The organism is Streptomyces sp. NPDC087845 (assembly GCF_044742755.1).
In the GTDB taxonomy this organism is placed as follows: Bacteria; Actinomycetota; Actinomycetes; order Streptomycetales; family Streptomycetaceae; genus Streptomyces.
The window spans coordinates 63,576-88,437 of record NZ_JBIUVC010000005.1 but is presented as its reverse complement, the minus strand read 5'-3'; the positions used below and the strand labels follow the sequence as shown (position 1 = coordinate 88,437).

The 24,862-nt window shown below is 70.8% G+C and carries 20 protein-coding genes; 9 read left to right on the top strand and 11 right to left on the bottom strand.

Features of this window, described 5'->3' with window-relative positions; all coding sequences use genetic code 11:
- Positions 1-74 precede the first annotated feature (74 nt).
- Positions 75-872 carry a carbon-nitrogen hydrolase family protein gene (locus ACIOMQ_RS14860; RefSeq protein ID WP_362205752.1) on the top strand — a complete coding sequence of 266 codons (798 nt, stop codon included), beginning with the start codon at positions 75-77 and terminating at the stop codon, positions 870-872.
- Positions 873-922: 50 nt separating this feature from the next.
- Complete coding sequence (locus ACIOMQ_RS14855; RefSeq protein WP_401267184.1) at positions 923-2,629, top strand: flavin monoamine oxidase family protein; 1,707 nt, start codon at positions 923-925, stop codon at positions 2,627-2,629.
- A 28-nt stretch (positions 2,630-2,657) separates the two neighbouring features.
- Here ACIOMQ_RS14855 and ACIOMQ_RS14850 read toward each other — a convergent pair whose 3' ends face one another.
- The 10 genes from ACIOMQ_RS14850 to ACIOMQ_RS14805 all read right to left on the bottom strand — a co-directional run bounded on the left by ACIOMQ_RS14850 (position 2,658) and on the right by ACIOMQ_RS14805 (position 14,548).
- Entirely contained in the window at positions 2,658-3,506 is an 849-nt protein-coding gene (locus tag ACIOMQ_RS14850) for a fumarylacetoacetate hydrolase family protein (RefSeq protein ID WP_401755519.1), read from the bottom strand.
- 73 nt (positions 3,507-3,579) lie between these two features.
- Positions 3,580-4,602 carry a hydroxyacid dehydrogenase gene (locus ACIOMQ_RS14845; RefSeq protein ID WP_362205761.1) on the bottom strand — a complete coding sequence of 341 codons (1,023 nt, stop codon included), beginning with the start codon at positions 4,600-4,602 and terminating at the stop codon, positions 3,580-3,582.
- The gene (locus ACIOMQ_RS14840) at positions 4,586-5,641 is read right to left on the bottom strand and encodes a dihydrodipicolinate synthase family protein (RefSeq protein ID WP_402189151.1); all 1,056 of its coding nucleotides are present in this window, start codon (positions 5,639-5,641) and stop codon (positions 4,586-4,588) included. Before ACIOMQ_RS14840 ends, ACIOMQ_RS14845 begins: the two co-directional genes overlap by 17 nt.
- Before the next feature lie 8 nt (positions 5,642-5,649).
- On the bottom strand, positions 5,650-6,678 hold the full coding sequence (locus ACIOMQ_RS14835) for an NAD-dependent epimerase/dehydratase family protein (RefSeq protein ID WP_362205767.1): 1,029 nt from the start codon (positions 6,676-6,678) through the stop codon (positions 5,650-5,652).
- A gap of 6 nt (positions 6,679-6,684) precedes the next feature.
- Positions 6,685-7,632 (bottom strand): carbohydrate ABC transporter permease, encoded by a 948-nt coding sequence (locus ACIOMQ_RS14830; protein ID WP_362205770.1) that lies wholly within the window; start codon positions 7,630-7,632, stop codon positions 6,685-6,687.
- Positions 7,633-7,634: 2 nt separating this feature from the next.
- Positions 7,635-8,543 carry a sugar ABC transporter permease gene (locus tag ACIOMQ_RS14825; protein ID WP_362205773.1) on the bottom strand — a complete coding sequence of 303 codons (909 nt, stop codon included), beginning with the start codon at positions 8,541-8,543 and terminating at the stop codon, positions 7,635-7,637.
- 108 nt (positions 8,544-8,651) lie between these two features.
- Positions 8,652-9,905 carry an ABC transporter substrate-binding protein gene (locus ACIOMQ_RS14820; protein WP_402189149.1) on the bottom strand — a complete coding sequence of 418 codons (1,254 nt, stop codon included), beginning with the start codon at positions 9,903-9,905 and terminating at the stop codon, positions 8,652-8,654.
- A gap of 47 nt (positions 9,906-9,952) precedes the next feature.
- Positions 9,953-11,209, bottom strand: a complete 1,257-nt coding sequence (locus tag ACIOMQ_RS14815) for a Gfo/Idh/MocA family oxidoreductase (RefSeq protein ID WP_362205779.1) — start codon at positions 11,207-11,209, stop codon at positions 9,953-9,955.
- A 123-nt stretch (positions 11,210-11,332) separates the two neighbouring features.
- On the bottom strand, positions 11,333-13,483 hold the full coding sequence (locus ACIOMQ_RS14810) for a peptidase C14 (RefSeq protein WP_401938603.1): 2,151 nt from the start codon (positions 13,481-13,483) through the stop codon (positions 11,333-11,335).
- Between the two features lie 207 nt (positions 13,484-13,690).
- The gene (locus ACIOMQ_RS14805) at positions 13,691-14,548 is read right to left on the bottom strand and encodes an IclR family transcriptional regulator (RefSeq protein WP_362212836.1); all 858 of its coding nucleotides are present in this window, start codon (positions 14,546-14,548) and stop codon (positions 13,691-13,693) included.
- Between the two features lie 291 nt (positions 14,549-14,839).
- On the opposite strand from ACIOMQ_RS14805, the gene ACIOMQ_RS14800 reads away from it, so the two are divergent.
- From ACIOMQ_RS14800 to ACIOMQ_RS14775, 6 genes are all read left to right on the top strand, one after another.
- Positions 14,840-16,210: an aspartate aminotransferase family protein gene (locus ACIOMQ_RS14800; protein ID WP_401989345.1), complete on the top strand. Its 1,371-nt coding sequence runs from the start codon at positions 14,840-14,842 to the stop codon at positions 16,208-16,210.
- Positions 16,210-17,397 carry a mandelate racemase/muconate lactonizing enzyme family protein gene (locus ACIOMQ_RS14795; protein WP_362212831.1) on the top strand — a complete coding sequence of 396 codons (1,188 nt, stop codon included), beginning with the start codon at positions 16,210-16,212 and terminating at the stop codon, positions 17,395-17,397. The genes ACIOMQ_RS14800 and ACIOMQ_RS14795 overlap by 1 nt, the downstream gene beginning before the upstream one ends.
- Positions 17,394-18,239: an amidohydrolase family protein gene (locus ACIOMQ_RS14790; protein ID WP_402189147.1), complete on the top strand. Its 846-nt coding sequence runs from the start codon at positions 17,394-17,396 to the stop codon at positions 18,237-18,239. Before ACIOMQ_RS14795 ends, ACIOMQ_RS14790 begins: the two co-directional genes overlap by 4 nt.
- Before the next feature lie 189 nt (positions 18,240-18,428).
- Positions 18,429-19,268, top strand: a complete 840-nt coding sequence (locus ACIOMQ_RS14785) for an SDR family NAD(P)-dependent oxidoreductase (RefSeq protein WP_402189145.1) — start codon at positions 18,429-18,431, stop codon at positions 19,266-19,268.
- A gap of 64 nt (positions 19,269-19,332) precedes the next feature.
- Positions 19,333-21,501: a peptidase C14 gene (locus ACIOMQ_RS14780; protein ID WP_402189143.1), complete on the top strand. Its 2,169-nt coding sequence runs from the start codon at positions 19,333-19,335 to the stop codon at positions 21,499-21,501.
- Positions 21,498-22,430, top strand: coding sequence for a GNAT family N-acetyltransferase (locus ACIOMQ_RS14775; RefSeq protein WP_401270651.1), 933 nt, complete (start codon positions 21,498-21,500; stop codon positions 22,428-22,430). Before ACIOMQ_RS14780 ends, ACIOMQ_RS14775 begins: the two co-directional genes overlap by 4 nt.
- A 158-nt stretch (positions 22,431-22,588) precedes the next feature.
- Here ACIOMQ_RS14775 and ACIOMQ_RS14770 read toward each other — a convergent pair whose 3' ends face one another.
- Positions 22,589-23,131, bottom strand: coding sequence for a CGNR zinc finger domain-containing protein (locus ACIOMQ_RS14770; protein WP_402189141.1), 543 nt, complete (start codon positions 23,129-23,131; stop codon positions 22,589-22,591).
- A 121-nt stretch (positions 23,132-23,252) separates the two neighbouring features.
- Between ACIOMQ_RS14770 and ACIOMQ_RS14765 the strand changes: the two genes are divergently transcribed.
- Positions 23,253-24,812: an FAD-dependent monooxygenase gene (locus tag ACIOMQ_RS14765; RefSeq protein ID WP_401270656.1), complete on the top strand. Its 1,560-nt coding sequence runs from the start codon at positions 23,253-23,255 to the stop codon at positions 24,810-24,812.
- The last annotated feature ends 50 nt before the right edge of the window (positions 24,813-24,862 follow it).

The window sequence follows — 24,862 nt, the reverse complement described above, 5'->3', positions numbered from 1 at the left end:
CGCCTTGTCGGGCCCGCGCGGTGGACCGTACCGTCGATACGTCCCCGCCCCGCCCGCACCGTCCGAGGTCAGCCATGCCGCCATTGCGCACCGCCCTGCTCCAGAGCTCCGGACGACCCGGGCACGTGGACGAGAACATCGACGCGCTCGACGGAGCGGCGCGGCGGGCGGCGGACGCCGGGGCCCGGCTGCTGGTCTGTCCCGAGCTGTTCCTGACCGGGTACGCGATCGGGGCCGATGTGTCCCGGCTGGCCGAGCCGGCCGACGGTCCTTCCGCCCGTGCCGTCGACGAGATCGCCGCACGGCACGGGCTCGCGGTCCTCTACGGCTACCCGGAGCGCGCGGGCGAGCAGATCTTCAACGCCGCGCGCCTCGTCGGGCCGGACGGCGCGACGCTTGCGAACTACCGCAAGACCCACCTCTTCGGCTGCTTCGAGCAGGAGTGGTTCACCCCGGGCGAGCAGCCCGTCGTCCAGGCCGAACTCGACGGCGTCCGCATCGGGATCATGATCTGCTACGACGTCGAGTTCCCGGAGAACGTCCGGGCGCACGCCCTCGCGGGCACCGATCTGCTGCTCGTGCCCACCGCGCAGATGCACCCCTTCCAGTTCGTCGCCGAGTCCGTCGTGCCGGTCCGCGCCTTCGAGAACCAGATGTACGTGGCGTACGTCAACAGGACCGGCCCGGAGGGCGAGTTCGAGTTCGTCGGGCTGAGCTGCCTGGCGGGCCCCGACGGCACCGTCCGCACCCGCGCCGGACGCGGCGAGGAACTGGTCGTCGGTGAGGTCGACCCGGAATTCCTGGACACGTCGCGCGCCGCCAACCCGTATCTGCACGACCGCCGCCCCGGTCTGTACGGCTCCCTCGTCTGAGCCCGCCGCCCCCGTTCCAACTCTTCACCCGCGCAAGGAGTCCGTACCCCATGACGTCCACGGTGCCCAACGCCGTCCAGCACACCGACGCCGCCGAGCCGATCACCATGTTCGGGCCGGACTTCCCCTACGCGTACGACGACTTCCTGGCGCACCCCGCGGGGATCGGGCAGGTACCGGCGACGGAGCACGGCACCGAGGTCGCCGTCATCGGGGGCGGGCTCTCCGGCATCGTCGCCGCGTACGAGCTGATGAAGATGGGGCTCAAGCCCGTCGTCTACGAGGCGGACGAGATCGGCGGCCGGCTGCGTACCGTCGGATTCGACGGCTGCGATCCCGGACTCACCGCCGAGATGGGCGCGATGCGCTTCCCGCCGTCCTCCACCGCGCTCCAGCACTACATCGATCTGGTCGGTCTGGAGACGAAGCCGTTTCCCAACCCGCTCTCCCCGGCCACCCCGTCGACCGTCGTCGACCTCAAGGGCACCTCGCACTACGCCCGCACCATCGACGATCTGCCGCAGGTCTACCGCGAGGTGATGGACGCCTGGAACCGGTGCCTGGAGGAGGGCGCGGACTTCTCCGACATGAACCGCGCGATGCGGGAACGCGATGTGCCGCGCATCCGGGAGATCTGGGCGGAGCTCGTCCAGAAGCTCGACAACCAGACCTTCTACGGATTCCTCTGCGACTCCGACGCCTTCAAGTCGTTCCGGCACCGGGAGATCTTCGGCCAGGTCGGCTTCGGCACCGGCGGCTGGGACACCGACTTCCCCAACTCCATCCTGGAGATCCTGCGCGTCGTCTACACCGAGGCGGACGACCACCACCGGGGCATCGTCGGCGGCAGCCAGCAGCTCCCGCTGCGGCTCTGGGACCGCGAACCGCGGAAGATCGTCCACTGGCCGCTCGGCACCTCGCTGTCCTCCCTGCACGGGGGCGAACCGCGCCCCGCCGTGACCCGGCTGCACCGCACCGCCGGGAACCGGATCACCGTCACCGACGCCGGCGGTGACATCCGCACCTATCCGGCCGCGATCTTCACCGGGCAGTCCTGGCTGCTGCTCTCGAAGATCGACTGCGACGACGCGCTCTTCCCGATCGACCACTGGACGGCGATGGAGCGCACCCACTACATGGAGTCGTCCAAGCTGTTCGTCCCCGTCGACCGTCCGTTCTGGCTGGACGAGGCCGTCGACGACAGGGGGGTTCCGACCGGGCGGGACACCATGTCGATGACGCTCACCGACCGGATGACCCGGGGGACGTACCTCCTGGACGACGGCCCCGACCGGCCCGCCGTCATCTGCCTCTCGTACACCTGGTGCGACGACAGCCTGAAGTGGCTGCCGCTCTCCCCGAACGAGCGCATGGACGTCATGCTCAAGTCGCTCGGGGAGATCTACCCGGACGTCGACATCAGGAAGCACGTCATCGGCAACCCGGTGACGGTCTCGTGGGAGAACGAGCCCTATTTCATGGGTGCGTTCAAGGCCAATCTGCCGGGCCACTACCGCTACCAGCGGCGGCTGTTCACCCACTTCATGCAGGACCGGCTGCCCGCCGACCGGCGGGGCCTGTTCCTCGCGGGCGACGACATCTCCTGGACGGCCGGATGGGCCGAGGGCGCCGTACAGACCGCGCTCAACGCCGTCTGGGGCGTGATGACCCAGTTCGGCGGCGCGACCGATGCGACGAACCCCGGCCCGGGCGATGTCTTCGACGACATCGCCCCGGTCGAACTCCCGGAGGACTGAGACCGGACGGTCCGGGACACGTTCCGGGCTACGCGGGCCGGCAGACGCTGCGCTGCCGGCCCAGGCCCGAGATCTCGACCTCCATCACGTCGTCCGGACCCAGGTAGGGGAAACGGCCGGACAGCGCCACGCCCTGCGGGGTGCCGGTGTTGATGACGTCGCCGGGCTCCAGCACCAGGTACTGCGACAGATGGTGCACCAGGTGCGCCACGCTGAAGATCATGTCCGCGGTGCTGGAGTCCTGCCGCGGCTCCCCGTTCACATAGCTGCGCAGCCGCAGCCGCTGCGGGTCACCGACCTCGTCGGCCGTCACCAGCACCGGACCCAGCGGGTTGAACGTGGCGCAGCTCTTGCCCTTGGACCACTGGCCGCCCGACTCCTCCAGCTGGAAGGCACGCTCGGAGACGTCGTTGCTGACGGCGTAGCCCGCGATGTGCGCGGCGGCGTCGGCGGGGGAGTCCAGGTAGGAGGCGCGGCGGCCGATGACGACGGCCAGCTCCACCTCCCAGTCGGTCTTCTTCGAGCCGCGCGGGATCAGCACGTCGTCGTACGGGCCGACGACGGTGTTCGGCGACTTGTAGAAGAGGATCGGCTGCTCGGGCGGCTCACTGCCCGACTCCGCGGCGTGGGCCGCGTAGTTCTGGCCGATGCAGAGCAGCGCGGAGGGACGGGCCACGGGGGCGCCGATGCGCAGGCCCGTGATGTCGGTTTCGGGGAGCGCCGGTTCGGCGGGGATCAGGTGCGGATTGTCGGCGAGCGCGGCGAGGAACGCGCCGTCGATGTCGTCGGTGATGCCGGAAAGGTCGTGGTGCCGGCCTTCGGGGCAGACGGCGACCGGGCGCTCATGGCCCGGCTCGCCGATGCGCATCAGTCGCATGACGGTGGATTCTCCTGACAGGTACGGGGGTTGGGGAGGGACTGCGGGCGTTCGCGGACGTTCAGAACACGCCCTAGTGCAGACGGGTGAGGGCGTCGGCGGTGACGGCGTGGACCGGGGGGCGTCCGGCGAGCAGCCGGAGCACTTCGTTGACGGCGCTCATGCCGAGCCGCTGCCGGCATTCGACGCTGCCCGCCGCCTGGTGCGGGGTGAGCAGCACATTCGGCAGGGAGCGGAAGGGGTGGCCGACGGGCAGCGGTTCGGCGTCGAAGACGTCGATCGCCGCGTCCAGCCGGCCCGACGACACCTCGGCGAGGAGCGCGTCCTCGTCGACCAGCCATGACCTGGCGGTGTTCACCAGGCCCGCGCCGTCCGGCATCAGCGCCAGCTGCTCGGCGCCGATCATCCTGCGGGTCTCCTCGGTGACCGGCGCGTGCACGGCCACGATCCTGCTGTGCGACAGCAGCGTCTCCAGCTCCACGGACCGCACGCCGAGCGCCTCGGCGTCTGCGTCGCAGAGGTACGGGTCGGTGACACTCACCCGTGCCCCCATCGCCCGGACCAGGGCGATGTAGGCGCGCCCGGTGCGGGAGGCGCCGATCACGCCGATGTCGCTGCCGTGGATCTCGTGGCGCGGCGGGGCCTCGCTCGCCACCGCCCAGTCCAGCCCGCCGCGCAGGGCGTGGTCGAAGCGCTGGATGCGGTGGAGCAGCGAGAGCGTGAACGCGAGAGCCACCTCGGCGACCGGGCGGGCCATCTCGTCCCCTGCCTGGGTGACCAGGATGCCCCGCCGGAACACCTCCTCCGTGACATAGGGCGCGACCGCCGAACCGGTGTGCGCCACCAGCTCCAGCCGGTCGGCCGAGGCAAGGAGTCCGGCGTCCACCCGGGGTGCCCGCCACGCGGTGATGAGCGCGCGGGCACCGGGCAGCGCCGCGGCCACCGCCGCCCGGTCCGCGTGGTCGTCCAGGACCGTCAGCTCCGCCGCCCGCTCCAGCTCCTGCCACACCTCGGGGGTGAAGAACTGGGCCCGCAGCCCCGGCGGTACGGCGACGACCACCCGGGAACGGCCGGCAGGATCAGGAGAGCCAGGCATCGAGGTGCTCCGCAACGAAGGCGTCATCGGTCAGCCAAGGGTAGGCCGCGGCCACCCGGCTGATCTCCTCGGCCTGTCCGGGGGAGAGCGTCTCGGCCGGATCCAGGCACCGGATGTTCGCCAGCAGGCCCTGACGGTGCAGCACCTCGTGCACCCCGGCGATGCAGCCGCGGAACGCGCCGCGCACATCGAAGACCGCGCTGTTGGCATCGGTCAGTTCGGAGCGGCGCGCCAGGCAGCGCACCATCGCCTCGTGGTCGCCGCCGCGCGCCTTGCGGACGTCGTCGAGGAGCGTCACCGCGGAGCTCGTCCACACGGCCCACTGGCCGAGCAGGCCGCCCGCGAACCAGCTCGGCTTGCCGCCGGCCGTCTCGTACGGGGTGAGCAGGTCACCGATGATGTCGTCGTCGTTGCCGGTGTACAGCGCCACCTCGTCGGCCCGGTCCGCGGCGGCCACCGCCCGTACGACATCGGCCGTGCGGTACCGGTCGAACGGGGCGATCTTCACCGCGACCGTGTTCGGAAGATCGGTGAAGGCGGACCAGAAACCCGGCGACAGGTACCGTCCGCCGACGGCCTCCTGGAGATAGAAGCCGATCACCGGCAGCACCTCGCCGACGGCTCGGGCGCGGTCCAGCAGACCCTTTTCGTCGGCACCGGGCACGGCCGGGCTGAGCAGCACCGCGTCATAGCCGAGGCCGGCGGCGGTCTCGGCCTCGGCGACGGCCTGCGCCGTGTAGCCGCAGGCACCGGCGACCTTGATGAACGGGCGGCCGGCCTCGGCGTCGATCGTCTCGGCGGCGAGCTCCAGGACCGGCCGCAGCAGACCGACCTCCGGTTCGCGGATCTCGAACTGGGTGGTGTGCACGGCGACGGCGACGCCGCCCGCTCCCGAGGCGAGGTAGTAGCGGGTCAGCGCACGCTGGCGGCGCTCGTCGAAGGTTCCGTCGTCGTGCAGTGCCAGCGGGTGTGCGGGAATCACGGCCCCGCGGGCGAGCGCGTCCAGGGCAGGGGTGGTGAGGGAGGAGGGAGTGGACATGGAGTGGATCAGAACCTTCCGTCACGGACCTGGAACTTGGTGGGTTTGCCGGACAGCGGCAGCCCGCGGCGCAGCCAGTCGGCCTGCCACTCGACGAGGGTGCGCAGGGCGACGTCCGGGTAGCCGAAGAGCGCGTGGCAGCGGCTCGCGTCAGAGAGCAGCGCGGTGGGCGCCTCCGCACCGGCGAAGACCGGCTCCTTGCCGAACTCCTCGCCGAACCACTGGGCGATGCGGCGCACCGAAGCGGTCTCCGGGCCGGTGAGGTTCAGGGTGAACGCCTCGCCGTCGGTGGCGTGCAGCAGGGAACGCAGGGCGACCTCGTTGGCGTACCCCTGCCACACCACGTTGGCATGGCCGGTCGTCACATCGACCGGCTCGCCCGCCTGCACGCGGTACGCGATGTCGGCGAGGACGCCGTAGCGCAGGTCGACGGCGTAGTTGAGGCGGATGTTGGCGACCTTGGTGCCGCGGGTCAGCGCCGCGTGGCCGAAGATCCGTTCACGGCCGAGGCACGACATGGCGTACTCCCCGACCGGACCGACCGGGTCGGCCTCGGTGCAGCCGCCGGAGGAGACCGGCACCAGCGGATACACGTTGCCGGTGGAGAACGCGGCGATCCGCGATTCCGACCAGCGGCGGGCCACCCGGTCCGGCATCGCGGCGTTCACGGCCCAGGCGTGCGAAGGAGCCCCGGCGGAACCGAACTTGGCGCCGACCATGAAGATCACGTTCCCGGCGTCCGGCAGTTCGGCCAGGTCGGCGGCCGGGTCCATCAGGTCGAAGGCGACGGTGGAGACCCCGGCGGCCTCCAGCTCGTCGGCGGCGGACTTGTCGGACCAGCGGGAGACCGCGTACACGGTCACGTCCGTACGGCCCGCGGCGTCCAGTGCCCGTCGGGCCAGCCGGCACAGGCTGGGGCCCATCTTGCCGCCGGCGCCGAGCACCAGCAGATCGCCTTCCAGGCGGCCGAGGTCGGCGACGAGTGCGGGGGAGGGGGTGGCGAGCCGCTCTTCGAGAGCGGCCTCATCGGTGAACATGCGTGACTATCCCTTGATTCCGGACGCGGTGACGCCCTCGGTGAAGTAGCGCTGGCCCACCATGTACGCGGCGAAGATGGGCACGAACGCGATGACGGAGCCGGAGAGCACCACGTTGAGCGGCACGTTCTGCTGCTGGAGCGAGGCGATGCCGACCGTGAGGGTGCGCATGTCGGTGGACTGGCCGATGACCAGCGGCCACAGGAAGTCGTTCCAGTGCCACAGGAAGACGAAGACGCCGAGCGTGGCGAGGATCGGCTTCAGCAGCGGCAGCACGATCCGGTAGAAGATCTGCCACTCGCTGCAGCCGTCGAGCCGGGCCGCCTCGAAGAGTTCGTCCGGCAGTCCCTGGATGAACTGGCGCATCAGGAACACCGCCTGGGCGTTGGCCAGGGTCGGCACGATCAGGCCCCAGTACGTGTCCACGCCGCCCAGCTTCGCGATCATCGCGAACGTCGGGATCATCGTGACGTGGTACGGGACCATCACCATCGACAGGAACGACCAGAACATCGCCTCCCGGCCCGGGAAGCGCTTCTTGGCGAAGGCGTACCCGGCGAGCGAGGCGAGCAGCAGCACGCCGACGACCGAGACGACCGAGTAGACCAGGGTGTTGACCAGCCAGCGCGGTACGTCCTGGGCGTTCATGACGGTGTCGTACGCCTCGCCGGTCAGCGGCCACGGCAGCAGACTGCCGGGGAACTCGACTGCCGCGGACGGCTTCAGGGAGAGCACGACCATCGCGTAGAACGGGAAGACCGTCGCGATCGCGGCCACCGTCAGCAACGCGGCGCGCCCGATCCGGCCGGCCCGGGTGGGGCGCATGCCGTGCGGGACGGTGTCCTGCTCCGAGAGCTTGCGCAGCTTGCGTTCGGCCCGGCGCGCGGCCCGGTCGGGTGCCGCGGGAGCCTTGCTCGGCGGAGGGGTCTCGGTCTTGACGGGTGCTGTGGTCATGGTCACTGGTCCTTCCCGATCACGAGCCGCTGGATCACCGCGACCACCACGGTCAGCGCGAAGAGCGCGACACCGATGGCGGAGGCGTAACCCAGGTCGAAGTACTTGAAGCCCGCGTCGTAGAGCTGGAAGACGAGCGTGTAGCTGGCGTTGGCGGGGCCGCCGCCGGTCATCGTGTAGACCGCGTCGAAGACCTGGAAGGAGGCCGTCGTCTCGATCACGGCGAGGAAGAACAGGGCGGGCCTGAGCTGCGGCAGCACGATGTACCGGAACCGCTGCCAGGGACCGGCGCCGTCGGTGAGCGCCGCCTCCTCCAGCTCCCGCGGGATGTCCTGCATCCGGGCCAGCAGGATGAGCATCCCGTACCCGAAGCGGGACCAGACGCCGACGATCGCGAGCGCGGGCAGCACCAGCACGTCGTCGGAGAGCCAGGAGCCCTCGGACATCCCGAACCAGCTCATCAGCGTGGACCACGGGCCGCCGGTCGAGAAGATCCAGACGAAGATGGTGGCGGCCAGCACCAGCGAGGTGACGACCGGCAGGAAGAACACCGAACGGAAGAACTTGGCGCCGCGGAACGCACGGCGGGTGATCAGCGCCAGGGACACCGACGCGATGAGCGTGCCCGGCACGGCGAGCACGGTGTAGAGGACCGTGACCTTCAGCGCCTGCCAGAACAGCGGGTCGTCCCACAGGCGGGTGAAGTTGTCCAGCCCGATGAAGCTGCCGCCGCCGGTCAGGGAGTAGTCGGTGAAGCTCATCAGCACACCGGCGACACCCGGACCGAACCGGAAGGCCAGGAAGAGCAGGAAACACGGAAGGACGAAGAGCAGGCCGATCCGGGCCTCGCGGCGCGCCTGCGGCCCGCTGCGACGGCCCCGGCGGCGGGTGGGTTCCGCGACGACTGCCACGGGGATCTCCTTGCGGTACGGGGGATTGCGGGGGGTCGGGGGAGGGTGCCCCCGGGGAGGGTGCGGGGCCGGGGTCCGGGTGCGGCCGGACCCCGGCCCCGCGCGTGATCAGCGGCCGAGCATCGCCTGCGCGGCCTTCTGCGCGGCGTTCAGCGCCTCCTGCGGGCTCTTCTTGCCCAGCAGCGCCGCCTGGATCTCCGGCGCGAGCATGCCCTGGACCTCACGGGCCTTGTCCTGGAGCGGGCCCACGGTCATGCTCGGCAGCGTGGCGCCGACCGCTGTCTGCAGCGCGTCGCCCGGGTACAGGTCGCCACCGGACTTGCGGGCCGGGAAGTAGCCCGCGGCCTTCTGCAGACCGGCGGCGTTCTTCGACTCGGCGACGAAGTTCAGCCAGTCGCCGGTGTTCTTCTTGTCGGCGCCCTTCAGCATCGACAGGGCGCCGACCGTGCCGTAACCGACCGGCTTGACGTCCTTCAGCGGCGGCTGGACGACGATGTTCTCCTTGCCCCAGAACGGCTCGACGTCCGTCGGGGTGTTCTGCCAGGTGCAGGCCACCTTGCCCTTGGCGGTCGGGGTCTGCTCCAGCTTGGGCGTGGTCGTGACCAGGTCCTTGTCGGTGTAGCCGCCGTCGACGAGCTTCTTCAGGTACGTCAGGGCCTTGACGCCCGCCGCGTCGTTGAAGGTGACGGTCTTGCCGTCCTCGGAGAAGACGTCGCCGCCGGCCTGCCACAGCAGCGGGTAGAAGGTCATGTTGAGGGTCTGCTGGGTGTCGCCGTAGTAGGTGGTGGCGTAGTAGCCCTTCTCCTTCAGCTTCGGAGCCAGTGCCTCCAGGTCCGCCCAGCTCGTCGGGTAGTTCTTCTCACCGATCGCGGCGAACACCCGCTTGTCGCAGATCAGCGGGTTGGCGCTGGTCAGGACCGGGGTGCCGAGCGCCTTGCCGTCGATCGTGACGGACTTCAGCGCGAAGTCCGTGTAGTCCGACTTGGCGTCGGCCGCCATGTAGTCGTCGGCCGGGACGATGCTCTTGGCGTACTTCGGCAGCTGGTCCGGGATCAGGTAGACCGCGTCCGGGCCCTTGCCGGAGGCGATCGCGGTGGCCAGCGCGGTGTCGCGGTTGGCCCACGGGAAGGTCTCCACCTTCACCTTGACGCCCGAGTGCTCCTTCTCGAACGCCTTGACCAGGCCGTCCCAGTACGCCTTGTTCTTGGCCTCGTCGAAGATGACCGGGTAGGTCCACATGGTGACGGTGTTGTCGTCGCCGCTGCTGGAACAGCCGGCCAGCACACCGGCGGCGAGCGCGGTGGCCAGGACGGGGGCGGCGACGGCGCGGACTCTGGAACGGCGGGTGAGAAGACGGGACATGAGGTGGTCCTCCGAGGACGTGAGGGTGGGGCGGGGAAGAGGGGGTGTCACTTGGCCGGGACCGTCTGGACGGTGCCGGTGTGCCGGGCACGTTCGGCGGCGAACGCCGCGAGATGACTGCCGAGCGAGGTGGCGGGACCGGAGCGGACGGCCCCGGCGTCACCGGTGGCGACAGCGGCGACGAACGCCTCGACGAGCGCGGCGTCCCCGCCGCCGTGCCCGTCGGCCGCGTTCGAACCGGACGCGCCGAGTTCATGGACGGTGGACTCGCCGGTCCGGAAGTCCTGCACCGTGACCCGTTCACCGTCACCGATCAGCCAGCCGTGCGAGCCGAAGATCCGGGTCTGGCGATGCGTCTGCTCGGTGAACGCGACCATCTGGAAGGTCGCGGTCACCCCGTCCGTCAGCTGCATCGCCAGCACCTGGTGGTCGACCACGTCGTTGTCGCTGCGGTACGCGCAGACGCCGTACGGCCCCTCGCGCAGCGCCTGCACCAGCCCGGCCTCGTCGGTCGCCTCGGTGACATGGGTGACCGGCCAGACCGCGCCCTTCTCGCGCAGCGTCGGCATGTACAGCTTCAGCGCGCTGTACGGGCAGTCGGACTCGACCGCACAGTCGAGGCAGCGGTCGGCGGACCCGGCCGGAGCGTTCTGCGGCCGGAAGTGCTTCAGCCCGCCGAAACTCGTGACCTGTTCGATCCGGCCGCCCATGACGTACGTGATCCAGTCCAGGTCGTGGCAGGACTTGGCGAGCAGCATCGGGGAGGAGTCCTTCTCGCTGCGCCACGGCCCGCGCACATAGCTGTGGGCGTAGTGCCACCAGCCGACCGGCTCCAGATGGTCGAGGGAGACCAGCTGACCGAGCACGCCGGAGTCCACGACCTCCTTCACCAGGTCGGTGTACGGGGTGTACCGCATGACGTGGCACACCGCGAACAGGACCCCGGCCCGCTCCACGCCCTCGACGATGCGCCGGGTCTCGTCCTCGGTCGGGGCGAGGGGCTTCTCGGCGAGGATCGCGTATCCGGCCTCGGCCAGGGCCAGTACCGGCTCCACATGGAAGCGGTCCTGGGTGGCGACGATGACGGCGTCGGCGATGCGGTTCTCGACGAGCGGCCGCCAGTCGTCGAACTCGACGGGCGCACCGGCGGCGGCCCGCGCCGCGGGGCGCGGATCGGCGACGGCGACGAGCTCGGCGCGCTCGGGGTGCGCCTTGATCCACTCGGCGTACGTCAGACCGCGGTTGCCGGCGCCGACGAGCGCGACCCGTACGGGCCGGCCGGTGATCGGGGTATGCGTGGACACGGGAATCCCTGGTACTCGATGGATTGGGGGGTGGGGCTGTTCGTTCGGATCAGGCCGGACCGGAGAGCGTGGGTGCCAGACCCCGCGAGCCCGGCCTGATCCGGACGAGAGTCCCCAGGGTGGTCAGAAGCGCAGCGTGGCCGCGGTGTGGGCGACGCGGTCGCCCTCGTCGGGCATCGCGGTGCGCTCGGTGCCGTCCTCGACACAACCGGTGTGCAGCAGATGGCTGGAGGTGCCGCCGAAGGCCGCGGGCCGCAGTTCGAGCCGGCCGCCGGCGAAGGTGGAGCCGGTGGCCCGGTAGCGGTTGGGGCCCTCGGTGACCAGCACATGGGCGGTGCCCTCGGGCGCGGTCGAGTCGAGGCCGGCCAGCTGCCAGTCGACGGTCCGTCCGGAGCCGGTACGGGCCAGCAGGGCGCCGTCCTTGTTGGTTCCGGTCAGCCGCGTTCCGTCGATGCGCAGGCGCTGGTCCTTGGACGAGGTCAGCTTCAGGCCGGTGTCGCGGAGTTCGCCGCCGAGGACGGTGATGTCGGCGTGCGCGAGCGAGACCGGGGCGGTGTCCTTGGAGCCGGTCAGGGTGCACTGGTCCAGGACGAGCGGTCCGGTGCCGTTGAGGACCGCGCCGTCGACGCCCTTCAGGGTGTTGCGCTGCAGGGTGAGCGGGACGGTCACATTGGCCTGGGTTATCTCCGCGCCCGCCGCGAAGGCGAACGAGGAGTCGGCGATCACATTGGGGCGGGCGGAGAGGTCGGAGGCCCGCGAGACGATCAGCGGACCGGAGGCCGTGCAACCGCGCATCTGCACACCGTCGGCGTTGACCCAGAGCATGCCGGAGCCGGCCAGGGACTTCTTGCCGATGACCAGGACGTCCTCCAGCGTCAGATCGGTGATCTTGACGCGGGCCACGAACCAGGAGCAGGCGTGCCGGCGGACGGTGATCCGCTTGGCCCTGCCGCCCCAGGCGGCACCGGAGTTGGCGAACGTCATCAGGCCGGAGTTGCCGGTGTAGACGAGGTCGTGCTCGAACTGCCCGTGCGTCACGAACGGGCCCTCGTCGTCACCGTCGCCGTGGCAGTTGGTGACGTAGCAGTAGGCGGAGGCCGTGAAGTCGTTGAGGTGGCGGGCGTTGGAGGTGTGGCAGTCCTCGACGTGCCCGTACAGGCAGTAGATCTGCTGGGTGAGGTAGCCCGCGCCGCCGTACGTGACGGACTTGGGGTTGGTCAGTGAGCACTGCTCGGTGCGGTAGTACGTGCACCAGCGGCGCATCACGACCGGCCAGAAGGTGCCGATGGCCTCGATCCCGGAGACGTCGCAGCGCACCGCGTACTCGTACGCGACCGGGTGCGAGCCGGTCATCTCGTCCTCGCCCCAGCCCTCGAAGACGAGGTTGCGGACGTGGGCGCGGTCGACGGGCTCGACGCGGGTCCAGGTGAGGGTGCGGCCGGCGGCCAGGTCCCAGCCGGTCTGGTAGTTGACCCGGATGTGCGTCGAGTCGACGACATCGGTGACCTGGACGAGACGCTGGATCTCCTTCTCGTACTGCCCCGACAGGGCGTTGATCTCCACGGCCCACCACTGGCCGACGGAGAACTTCGCGGAGTCGCCGACCTCGAAGAGGTCCGAGAGATCCGGCATCGCCGCGCTCAGCGTGTGCTTGACGGTGGTGTCGGTGACGGTGCCGCGGAAGGAGAGGACGGCGCCGAAGGGGTTGTCGTGGGTGTTCTTCTCGATGCCTTCGGTGCGCATGCGGTGGCCGCCGAAGTCGAGTTCGATGTGGGAGCGGTCGAAGAGGTGGCGTTTGGTGAAGAGGAGGTCGGTGTGGGCTTCGATGCGGTGGACGCTCCGGTCGGCGATCATCGCGTCGAGGGCGGCGTCGGCGGGGGTCTTGGCGTCGAAGTGTCCGAAGGTGCGGAAGTCGAGGGTTCCGGTGTGGAGCTGGAGCCAGCGGCCGGTCTTGGTGCCTTCGGGGGCGAGGACCGTTCCGCCGTTGTGTGCGGCGGTGGACTTCGGGTCCCAGCGCACGGCCATCGCGCCGCCGTCGCCGGGGGTGTGGTAGCCGGCGATCAGGACCTGGGTGCCGTGGTCGAGCGGCTTGGTGTTCAGCTTGCGCAGCTCGGCGACGGTGTCGACACGCAGCACGTCGCCCGCGTGCGCGGGTGCGGCCTGTGCCGAGCCGGTGGCCACGGCCGAACCGGCCATGACCAGGCCGGCCAGTCCCGAAGCCCGCAGCAGAGCACGACGGGACGAAGCGGAGGAGGGGTGGTGCGGAACGCTCATGCGGACTTCGCCTTCCGAGAAGTGCCGAGAAAGAGGGAGCGTTCCTGCGGTGGACTGCCATAGGCGGATGGCTGAAAAGGGTCCGGTCGTCGGATGTTCACGACGCGATGGGCAGGCGTCGGAAGGGGACCGGAAGGGGTAAATCGCCGGTGACGTGCGAGTGTCACTGAGGTTGGCAGGGAACCTACGGTGGGTTGAGCCGATTGGTCAAGACCCGAATCCGTCGGAATGCGAGGTGTCGGTGTCGGGTGCGGTGTCCTCGGTGTCGTCGACCCAGCCCAGCGAGAGGCTGATCCGCCGGGCCGCGTCCCGTACCTGGCCGCCCAGCTCCTGGTAGCGCCAGGCCGGCAGACCGAGTTTGAGGCCGGTGATGGAGACCGCTCCGGCGCACACCGCGCGGTCGTCGAAGACCGGCGCGCCGATGCAGATGATGCCCTCGGCGTCCTCCTCGTCGTCCAGGGCGTAGCCGACCCGGGCGATGTCGCGCAGATGCGACAGGAAGGTGGCCGGGTCGGTGATCGTGCGGGACGTGCGCCGGGGCAGCCCGAACCGTTCGACGACCGCGGCGGCCTCGCTCGGCGGCACCGCGGACAGCAGCGCCTTGCCCAGGCCCGTGCAGTGCGGCAGCTCGCGCTGGCCCATCCGCAGATCGAGCCGGACGCGCTGGTCGAGCTCGACCTGGTCCACGACGACCGCGTGGCCGTCCTCGGGCACGGCGAGTCTGGACGCCATGCCGGTGGTCCGGGTGAGCTCGCTCAGGACGGGGTGGGCCACTCCGCGCAGGGACACCTGGGAGCGGGCCCGGTCGCCGAGCCGGGCCAGGCTCATGCCGAGCCGGTAGCGGCGGTTCATGCCCTCGCCGTCGTCCGAGACGAGGCCGTAGGCGCGCAGGGTCTGGAGCATGCCGAAGGCGGCGCTCTTGGAGATGGAGCAGGCCTGGCCGACCTCCGTGACACTCAGGCCGTTCCCCTGCGCGGGGGCGGCGAGCGCTTCGAGGATGTCCGCTGCCCTGGCCACGCTCTTGACCCAGTACTTCGGTTCTTCTGGGGCAGCACTGTTCGTCATAGCAGAACAGCCTAGTGCCTCTCGGGAGGTCGGAAGGTGCTTTCTCCGCCAAGAAAGCCTGAGAACCGGCCTTATTGCGTCCCGAAAGGGGTTGACCGACCCTGATGGCGCACGTAATATCCAGGCACTGTTCTGCTCTACAGAACAGCGTTCAGAAAAAGCGAAACGCACCACCCAAGCACCACGGATCACCCTCTTCCTGCGGCGACTGCCGGGCGGATGGCGCCAGGGACTCACAGGCCGGGCAGGGCCTGCGAAAACCGACGACTCTCGACGCAAGGAGCAAGCGATATGAGTTCAGGCCCGGTAGGCAACGAATCCGGAGCCCGACTCGCCGAGCGCGCCCGCCAGGTCGTACCCGGCGGCGTGAACAGCGGTCAGCGCAGCGTTCCCGGACTGACCGACCTGGTCGTCACCGGGACCGACGGCGCACGGTTCCGTACCGCCGACGGACGCGAGTACACCGACTTCCACTCGGCGTTCGGCCCGCCGCTGCTCGGCCACAACGACCCCGACGTCGCCCGCGCCACCGCCGAGGCCGGTGCCACCCTCGGCCACATGGGCGTCGGTGTCACCGAGGGCGAGGTCCTCCTCGCCGAACAGCTCACCGAGCTCATCCCGTCGATCGAGAAGGTGCTGCTCACCAGCACCGGCAGCGAGGCCACGTTCCACGCGCTGCGCGTCTCCCGCGCCGCCACCGGCCGCCGCCTGGTCGTCAAGTTCCAGGGCTGCTACCACGGCTGGCACGACGCGGTCAGCCTCAATGTCATCTCCGCCCCGGAAAAGGTCGGCGGCCACGACCCGATCTCCACCGGCATCCTGCCCGAGGTCCTCGAAGCCACCCTCGTCCTGCCCTTCAACGACAGCGAGGCCGTCCGCCGCACCTTCGCCGAGCACGGCTCCGACATCGCCGCCGTCATCGTCGAACCCGTCCCGCACAACGTGGGCGCGCTCCTGCCGTACCAGGAGTTCCTCACCACCCTGCGGGAGGAGACCACCAAGGCCGGCAGCGTCCTGATCTTCGACGAGGTCATCACCGGCTTCCGCCACGACATCGGCGGCTGGCAGAAGATCTCGGGCGTCACCCCCGACCTCACCACCCTCGGCAAGGCCATCGCCAACGGCGCCCCCGTCGGCGCGATCGGCGGCCGCGCCGACCTGATGGACCTCTTCTCCACCCGCCCCGGCGCCCCCGCCTTCTTCGCCGGTACGTACAACGGCCACCCGTCCGTCGTCGCCGCCGCCCTCGCCACTCTGCGCAAGCTCCGCGAGGAGCCGGTCCACGAGCACGTCTTCCGGCTCGGCGAGCGTGTCCGTACCGAGCTGACCGGGCTGTACGAGCGCCTCGGCATCCCCGCCGTCGTCACCGGCTACGGCTCCGTCTTCGTCAGCTACTTCATGCCGGGCGAGGCCCCCCGCACCTACGCGGACCTGCTGAACAACGACGCCTCGCTCTTCGTCGGCTACCGCCGCAGGCTCCTGGACCACGGCCTGTTCGAGCTGCCGCTCAACCTCAAGCGCAGCCACATCAGCTACGCCCACACCGACGCCGACGTGGACCGCCTGATCGAGGGCACCGAGGCCGCCGTCACGGCGGTCCTCGCCGACGGCGGCGCCCGTGACCTGGAGAACACCTCGACCATGGGTGGAGCGACCCGCTGATGCTTACCGTCAACCGCACCCGCCCGGCGGGCCCCGCCGGACGGATCACCCGGGTCGAGACGCTGATGCTCGGCACCTCGTGGCGCGACTTCGGCTACGTCCGGGTCCACACCGACGAGGGCCTCTCCGGCATCGGCGAGATCACCCACCCCTACCGGGTCCGCGAGGTCTGCGCGCTCACCGAGGCGCTGGCCCAGCGGCACCTCATCGGCGCCGACCCCTTCGACATCGAGGAGCTCTGGCTCCGCGTCTACCAGGGCGACTTCCTGCGCGGCGGAGACATGGGCGGCATCGTCCTGTCCGGCCTCGACCAGGCGATGTACGACCTGATGGGCAAGGCGCTCGGCGTTCCCGCGTACCGGCTGACCGGCGGTGCCTGCCGGGACGACGTGCGCGTGTACGCCAACGGCTGGTACACCGGCGAACGCGAGCCCGAGACCTTCGCCGCCAAGGCGAAGGAGACCGTGGCGAAGGGCTTCACCGCCCTCAAGTTCGACCCCTTCGGCCCCGGCCTGCACGAGCTGGAGCGCGCCGAACTGCGCCGCTCCGTCGACCTCGTGGCCGCCGTCCGCGAGGCCATCGGACCGGATGTGGATCTCTTCATCGAGGGCCACGCGCGATTCGCCATGCCGACCGCGGCCCGGCTGGTGCGCGAGCTGGAGCCCTTCGACATCGGCTGGTTCGAGGAGCCGATGCCCTGGACCCACATCGAGCGGTACGCGGAACTGCGGCAGCGCGCCGCGTTCCCGATCTCCGGCGGTGAGCACTTCCACAACCGCTACGAGTACAAGCAGCTCTTCGCCACCAACGCGGTCGACATCATCCAGCCCGACCTCTCGATGGCCGGCGGCTTCACCGAGGTCAGGAAACTCGCCGCGATCGCCGACACCCACGGCATGCTCGTGGCCCCGCACAACTCCAACTCGCCGCTCTGCACCACCGTCTCGGTGCACGCGACGCTCGGCATCCCCAACTTCAAGATCCTCGAAACCTTCGACGGACTCCTGGAGGACTACGTCTTCGACGCGCTCAAGGGCACCCTCCCGATCGTCGACGGCCGCATCGGCCTGCCGACCGCCCCGGGTCTGGGCGTCGAGCTCGTCGACGAGGTCTTCGAGGAGCACCCGCCCAGCCACCGCTTCTGGAACATGTTCGCGGACGGCTGGGAGAAGCGGAACCGGACATGATCGTCGACGTCCACTCGCACCTCTTCCGGCACAGCCACGACTTCACCGACCCGTTCAAGTCCGACTCCGCCCGCGCCCACGCGGGCGAGGTCGACCTCACGGTGAAGTGGGAGGAGTACGCCGCCACCGCACCCGAGGGCACCCGCACGATCGTCGTCGGGGGCAAGGCCCGGCGCAGCGGGCTCTGGGTCGACGACGCGGCCGTCGCCTCGTACGTCGGACAGCACCCCGACCGGCTGATCGGCTACCTCTCCCTCGACCCCACCCAGCCCGGCTGGCAGGACGAACTCCGCTACGGCCACCAGGAACTGGGCCTGCGCGGCATCAAACTGATGCCGATGTACGCGGGCTTCGACCCGGCCGCCGAGGAGTACGACGAGCTGTACGGCTACGCCGAACGGCACGGCCTCCCGCTCCTCGTGCACACCGGGACGACCTTCGTGTCGAAGGCGCCGCTGGAGTGGGCGATGCCCCGCCACCTGGACGCGGTCGCCATCCGCCACCCGGAACTGCGGATGGTCCTCGCCCACCTCGGCCACCCCTTCGAGGGCGAGTGCATCGCGGTCATCCGCAAGCACCCGCATGTGTACGCGGACATCAGCGCCCTGCACTACCGGCCCTTCCAGCTCTGGCACAGCCTCCGGCTCGTCCAGGACTACGGGGTCTTCGACAAGCTGATGTTCGGCAGCGACTACCCGTTCACGACGGTCGACGACTCGGTGAAGGGGCTGCGGGAGATCGCCCGCATCCCCGGCATCCCCGGACTGCCGCCGCTCGACGCGGACGCGGTGGAGGAGATCATCCACCGCCCGTCGCTGGACCTGCTGGGCCTGAACGGCTGACCGGGCCGTTCCCCACGAACCTGCCGGCCCGCGCCCGGGTCAACCCCCTGTCCGAGGGCGCCGGCCGGCAGCCGGGCCGCCGCGCTCCCACCCCAGTGTCCCTGCGCGGCGGCCCGGACTTCTCCGGCGCATCAGGGCCCGACCCGCCGCACCCTTCTCCGTACCTCTCCGCCTGGAGGAACCCCCGCCATGACCGCAGCCGTCCCGCCCCGCGGAACCGAACGCTTCGACCTGACCGGCCGCACCGCGGTCGTGACCGGAGCCGCCAGGGGCCTCGGCCGGTCCTTCGCCGTCGGACTCGCCGAAGCGGGCGCCGATCTGGTCCTCGTCGACCTGCCCGGCGCCGACGGCGTCGCCGAGACCGCGGCGGCCGTCGAGGCGCTCGGCCGCCGGGTCCGCACCTACGGACAGGACCTCGCGGACATCGACGCGCTGCCCGGCTTCGTCGACGCCGTGCGCGCCGAGGCCGGACCGCTGCACATCCTGGTCAACAACGCGGGAACGGCGGCGCTGGAGCGCTTCAACGAGATCACCCCCGCGAGCTGGTCGCACATCATGCGGGTCAACGTCGACGCCGTCTTCTTCCTCAGCCAGCGCATCGCCGAGCACATGACGGCGGACTCCGTCGCCGGCCGCATCATCACCATCACATCGAAGAACGCCCTGGTGGCGGAGGCGGGCCTGGCCCACTACAACGCCTCCAAGGCCGCTGCCCAACTGCTCACCGAGACCCTGGCAGTCGAACTCGCCCCGCACGGCATCACCGCCAACACCCTCGCTCCCGGCATGGTCGAGACACCCATCGACGGTGAATTCCCCTTCGACCGGGAGGCCTTCGAATCCGCGTACCGCGAGCGCATCCCGCTCGGCCGGTACGCACAGCCCGACGAGTGCGTGGGCGCACTGCTGCTGCTCGCCTCGGACGCCGGGGCGTACCTCACCGGGGCACGCATCGTCGTCGACGGGGGAGTGCTGGCCGACCAGATGCCGCGTATGCGCTTCATGCCGCCGTACCGCAAAACGATCTGACCGCGACCGACCGGCAGTCGGTCCTCATCGAGCACGCATCGACACCGCGAGGAGCACCTCCGCCATGTCCGTCCATGCATCGTCCCCAGCCTCCTCAGCCTCTTCCTCCGCTTCGTCCCGTCGTGCTCTGCTGCGGGCTTCGGGACTGGCCGGCCTGGTCATGGCCGGTTCGGCCGTGGCCACCGGCTCGGCACAGGCCGCACCCGCGCACGCGGGCGACGTGCTGCGTGTCGACACCGTCGCCGAGCTGCGCAAGCTGAACACCAAGCCGCTCGACCACGGCACCCAGGTCCTGATCGCCGGCTACCACACCCCCGGCGACGGCGGCGCGATGGCCGTGCGCTGGGACCCGAAGTCCACCGCCGCACACAACGGCGGAACGGTCCTCGCCCCCGAAGGCACCAAGACCGGCCGCTGGCTCCAGCTCCACACCGGAACCCTCGACTTCCGCGCCTTCGGACACTTCGACGCCAAGACCCCCGCCGACGCCGCCCTCGACGCGATGATCGCCGACCGGAGCGTCCACCGCATCGAAGCCCACACCGACCTCCTCTTCACCAAACGCCACCTCTTCGACCGCTCCCACATCGAACTCGACTTCGGCGGCCACCGCATGCGCACCGAAGGCATCGAGAAGAACACCCACGACAACCCCTTCGGCGCCGTCCTCTCCTTCCGCGGCACCGTCACCGACACCACCGTCAAGCACGCACTCTCCGGCAAGGTCATCGAACTCACCGACACCTTCCCGGTCCCCGACGCCAAGGCGTTCGAGGTCGGCCAGTGGTGGGCCGTGCAGGTCGACCCGGTCGCGGGCGGCGGCGGTGACGAACGCGAGCTGCAGAAGCTGGTCGAGATCACCGAGATCATCGACGTGGACCACATCCGGATCGGCTACCTCAACGGCTGGGAACTCGCCGCGGGCCGCACCCTCACCTGGACCCGCGTCGAGCCGGTCCGCAACACCCACATCCGCAACATCGCCTTCGAGGGCGCGGGGCCCGACGAGTACACCGGCTCCCACCCCGTCAGCTTCGAGTACGCCGTCGGTTGCGACGTCTCCGGGATCCACGCCACCGGATCCTTCTGGCCGGTCATCATGCGCCGCTGGTGCACCCGGTTCCGCACCGAGGAGTGCAGCCTGAAGAACCCGCCCACCGTCGAGTACGGCGGTGCGGGCTACCTCACCCAGCAGATCTACTGCCTGTACGGACGGGTCGCGGACTGCACGACCAGCAACGTCCGCCACCTCAACGACCTCACCGCCTCCGCCTACTGCACCGTCGTGAACTGCCACGGCGACGGCGACGACGCGGGCGGCAACCCCTTCACGACCCACGGGCAGTACGAGCACGACCTGCTCTTCGACGGCAACTCCGGGCTGATGGACATCGCCAACTCCGGTGCGCAGTGGGGCATTTCCGCCAAGCGGATCACCGTACGCAGACACGTCTGCTCCTGGTTCACCGCCAACACCAAGATCACCGATCTGACCCTCGAAGACATCACGGTGATCGCGCGCCCCACCTTCGACCAGGCCGGCACCCTCACCGTCAACGCCGACGGCGCCCAGGTCCGCGGCTGCACCGCCAAGACCTTCGCGGTCGCCCAGCGCTCCGCCCGTTCCACCCGGCCGACCACCATCAGCGACTGCTCCTTCGAGCTGCCCGCGGGTGCCGTCCTCGTCCAGACGCCGGTCACCGCTCCCGTCCACTTCATACGCTGCACCTTCAAGGGTGTCGACGGCGCGATCCTGCGCGGTGCGGGGCCCGTCCACTTCACCGACTGCACCGTCACCGGCGCCGAGAACGCCGCCCCGCTCTCGGTCGGATCGGCCGATCTGCGGATCGACGGCGGCAGTTACGACAACACCGGCATCGAACTCAGCGCCGTGCGCGACCAGCGGCTCACCGTCACCGGCGGGGCCCGCCTCACCGGCAGCAACAAGGCCAAGGCGCTGCTCGGCCGGGCGGCCGGCCCGGGGAAGGTGACCTGGGACATCACCGCGCTCAGCAGCGCCGCCTCCGGACCGGACACCGCCCATGTGCGCATCACCGACGGCACGAACCACTACGCGGCGACCGGCAGCCGCTTCACCGGCGGCACGCTCCATCTCGCCCCGGAGGCCCTGGACTCGGTCCTGCACACGGCGTGCGTGGAGGACGGTACGAAGCGCGCCGCGATGCCCGCGAACGGCGACTCGGTCCGCACGGACGGGAACCTGACCCTGTGACCGCCGTCCTGCGGACCGCGACCGCGGCCGACGATCCGGCCCTGGCCGCCCTGTGGCAACGGTGCTTCGACGCCCCGCACATCGCCGCCCTGCACGCCCTCGACCCGGACCGGCACCGGCACACGTTCGTCGCGCAGAACGGTCCCGGAGGCGGGATCGACGCGGTCGTCGTCTACGTACCCCGGCTGATCCGCGACGCGCACGGCACCCCGCAGCGGGTCGGCGGCATCGGTAGCGTGGCCACCCGCCCCGAGGCCCGGGGCCAGGGCCTGGTGCGACGGCTGCTGGTGGAGGCGGAGCGCACCATGAGGGCCGAACAGTGCGCCTGGTCCCTGCTGTTCACCGGCACGCCCGGCGTCTACCGGGGCTCGGGATGGCAGGAGTTCGGCAGCACGTACACCGAGGGGACCCTGGCGACCCGGGCCGCCCCCGGGGCGTTCCGGGTCCGTGCGGCCACCGCTCAGGACGGTGCGGAGGTGGTCGCCCTGCACCACGCGTACAACGCGAACAGGGCACTCAGTTCGCTGCGGGCACCCGAGGACTGGGCGGTGCGGGTACCCGCCTGGTACGGCCCGGTCGCGCGGTCGCTCGTGGCGGAGGACCCCGCGTCGGGGGCTCTCCTCGGCTGGATCGTGGCCCAGCACGCGGGGGAGTACGTGGAGGTGCGGGAGTTCGCGGGCGCGCCCGAGTGCCTGGGCGAACTGTTCGCCGCCGTCGGTGAACAGGGCCGGGAGGCGGGGCTGAGCCGGGCCCGGGTCCGGATCCCCGACGGCCCCGGGGTCCGGGCGGCCCTGCCGGCCCTGCTGGCGGACCCCCGGTCGGTCGAGGAGCACGTGGGCATGGCGCGCCCGCTGCACGCCACCGCCGAAACCGTCCGGGCCACGGTCACGGCGCCCGGCGCGGTGCACTGGTACGGCGACTGCTTCTAGAAGGGCCGGGGGCGGGCGGGTCCGCGCGTTCCGGCGCGAACCGCGCCGTGGGCCGGCGCCCCCGCCACGGCACCGGCCGGCCGGAGGCATCGGGGCGGGGGAGCGGCCGCGCCCCGTGTGCCGGGGCGGGTGCCGTGGCGTCGGCGGCCCCAATCGGCTCACTGGTCGCGCTGGGCGCGGTGTGCGGCGACGCGTACGCGGGTGCCGCAGCGGGGCGTGCAGTAGCGCTGCGGTGAGCGGCGGCCGGTGTCGATGAAGTAGCGGTGGCATCCCGGTGCCGCGCATCGGCCCCAGGCGCAGTAGCCGCGTTCGCCGAGCCAGAGCGCGAGGGCGAGGGCGGCCGTGGACAGGAGCCAGTGGGCGGGTTCCGCGTCGTGGGGCGCCTGGGCGTGGAGTGACCAGGGGCGTTCGGGCAGGCGGGCCAGCCGCGGCCGGGCGGGGTACCGGTCGAGCAGGGTGTTGATGGCGTCGGCCGCCCGGTCCTCGTCGTCCAGGTCCAGGATCCGGATGAGGGAGACGGCCGCGTCGCGCAGTTCCCGCGCGGTGGTGTCGGTCAGTGCGATCGGCGGTCCGCCGTGGCGTTCCACCACGGCTCGGAGATCGGCCGCGTTCGCCGGGCCGCCGTCCTGGACCGTGTTGACCAGGTCGGTCAGGAAATACAGACCACGTGGATTGCCGTCACCGAGGCTGCTGCCGCTCATCGCGTCTCCTTATTGGTTCGCGCCGTCCTTCCCCACCCCATGGTAACGTCAAATTGAGAATTAGTCGTTACTTGACTGGCGGGTCATGCGCATGGGGAGGGTCATGTCTGTTCCTTCGAAAGTGTCCGTACTGATTGCCGGGGGCGGCCCGGTCGGCCTGACCCTGTCGGCCCTGCTGTCCGGATACGGGGTCGACCACCTGCTGGTCGAGGCCCGCCCGAAGACCTCCCGTCATCCGAAGGCGCGCGGCCTGTCGGCCCGTTCCATGGAGATCTTCCGGCGGATGGGCCTGGAGGCTGCCGTCCGGGAGGCCGGTCTCCCCGCGTCCCAGGTCTTCTTCTACCGCGGGCGCGACCTCGTGGATCCGGATTTCGTCCGTACCGAGCCGGCGCACGGGTCTCCCGACAGCGGGGAGGAGCACACCCCGTCACCGGGTCTGATCTGCTCCCAGGACGTCCTGGAACCCATCCTGCTGCGGCGCGCCGAGGATCTGGCCGGCTCGCGGATCCGGTTCGGCACGCGGCTGGTGTCCCTGGACGACGACGGCCGCGGTGTGGAAGCCGTCGTCGAGGACACCGCCACCGGGACCCGGCACCCCGTGCGCGCGGACTGGGCCATCGGCTGTGACGGCGCCGCCAGTACGGTACGCGCCGGGGCGGGAATCGCGATGGAAGGCCCCACCGGTCTGGGCCGGTACCTCAGCGTCCGCTTCGAGGCGCCCCTGGGCGATGTCGTGGCCGACCGTGCGAGCGCCTCGTACTTCCTCACGGTGCCGGGACGCGGCGGCTTCATGGCCGTCGACAACGACCGGCACTGGATCTACCAGTACCCGCTGGATCCGGAGACGGATCAGCCGCAGGGCCTCTCCGACCACGGACACCTGGCCGGTCTCATCCGCACAGCGGCAGGCCTCCCGGACCTGGACGTGACCGTGCGCGACACGATGACCTGGCGGATGGACGCCCGGCTCGCCGCCGCCTACCGCAGCTCGCGCGTCCTTCTCGCGGGCGACGCGGCTCACGCGATCCCGCCGACGGGCGGGCACGGAATGAACACCGGCATCGGCGACGCGGACAACCTCGCCTGGAAGCTCGCAGCCGTCGTCGCCGGGTACGCCGCCGACGCCCTGCTCGACAGCTACGAGGCCGAACGGCGGCCGGTCGCCCGCCGGGTCCTCGGCATCTCCACCGACAACGCCCGCAGCCGCGCGGGCTACCGCATCGACGACGAACTCCTGCTGACCGCCGACTACCGTTCCACCGCCGTCGTCCCCCCTACCGGAACGGCCGGCCACGAGGCACTGGACCCCACGGGCTGCCACCCGGGCTGCGCCCCCGGGCGGCGTGCGCCCCACGTGGGCCTGGCCGGCGGGCCGCCGGGAGTCACCTCCACCCTCGACCTCATCGGCCCCGGCTTCACGCTCCTCACGAGGACCGACAGCCCGGCATGGCGTCAGCAGGCCGACATCGTCCGCGGGACGGGAATCCCGGTCGTCGTCCGCCCGCTCGACACCGGCACGCAGCGCGAAGCCGTCCCCGGGCAGTGGGCCCGACACTGCGGCGGCGCGGAGTCGGACGACGCCGTCCTCGTACGCCCCGACGGGCATGTCGCCTGGTGCGCTTCCGGCTCCTCGCGCACCGCCCTCGCGGAGGTCCTGCACCGCGTCCTGTCCACCGCGTGAGACCCGCGCCCGGCCCGGCTTCCGCGGCCGGTCGCGGAGTGGTCCCGCCG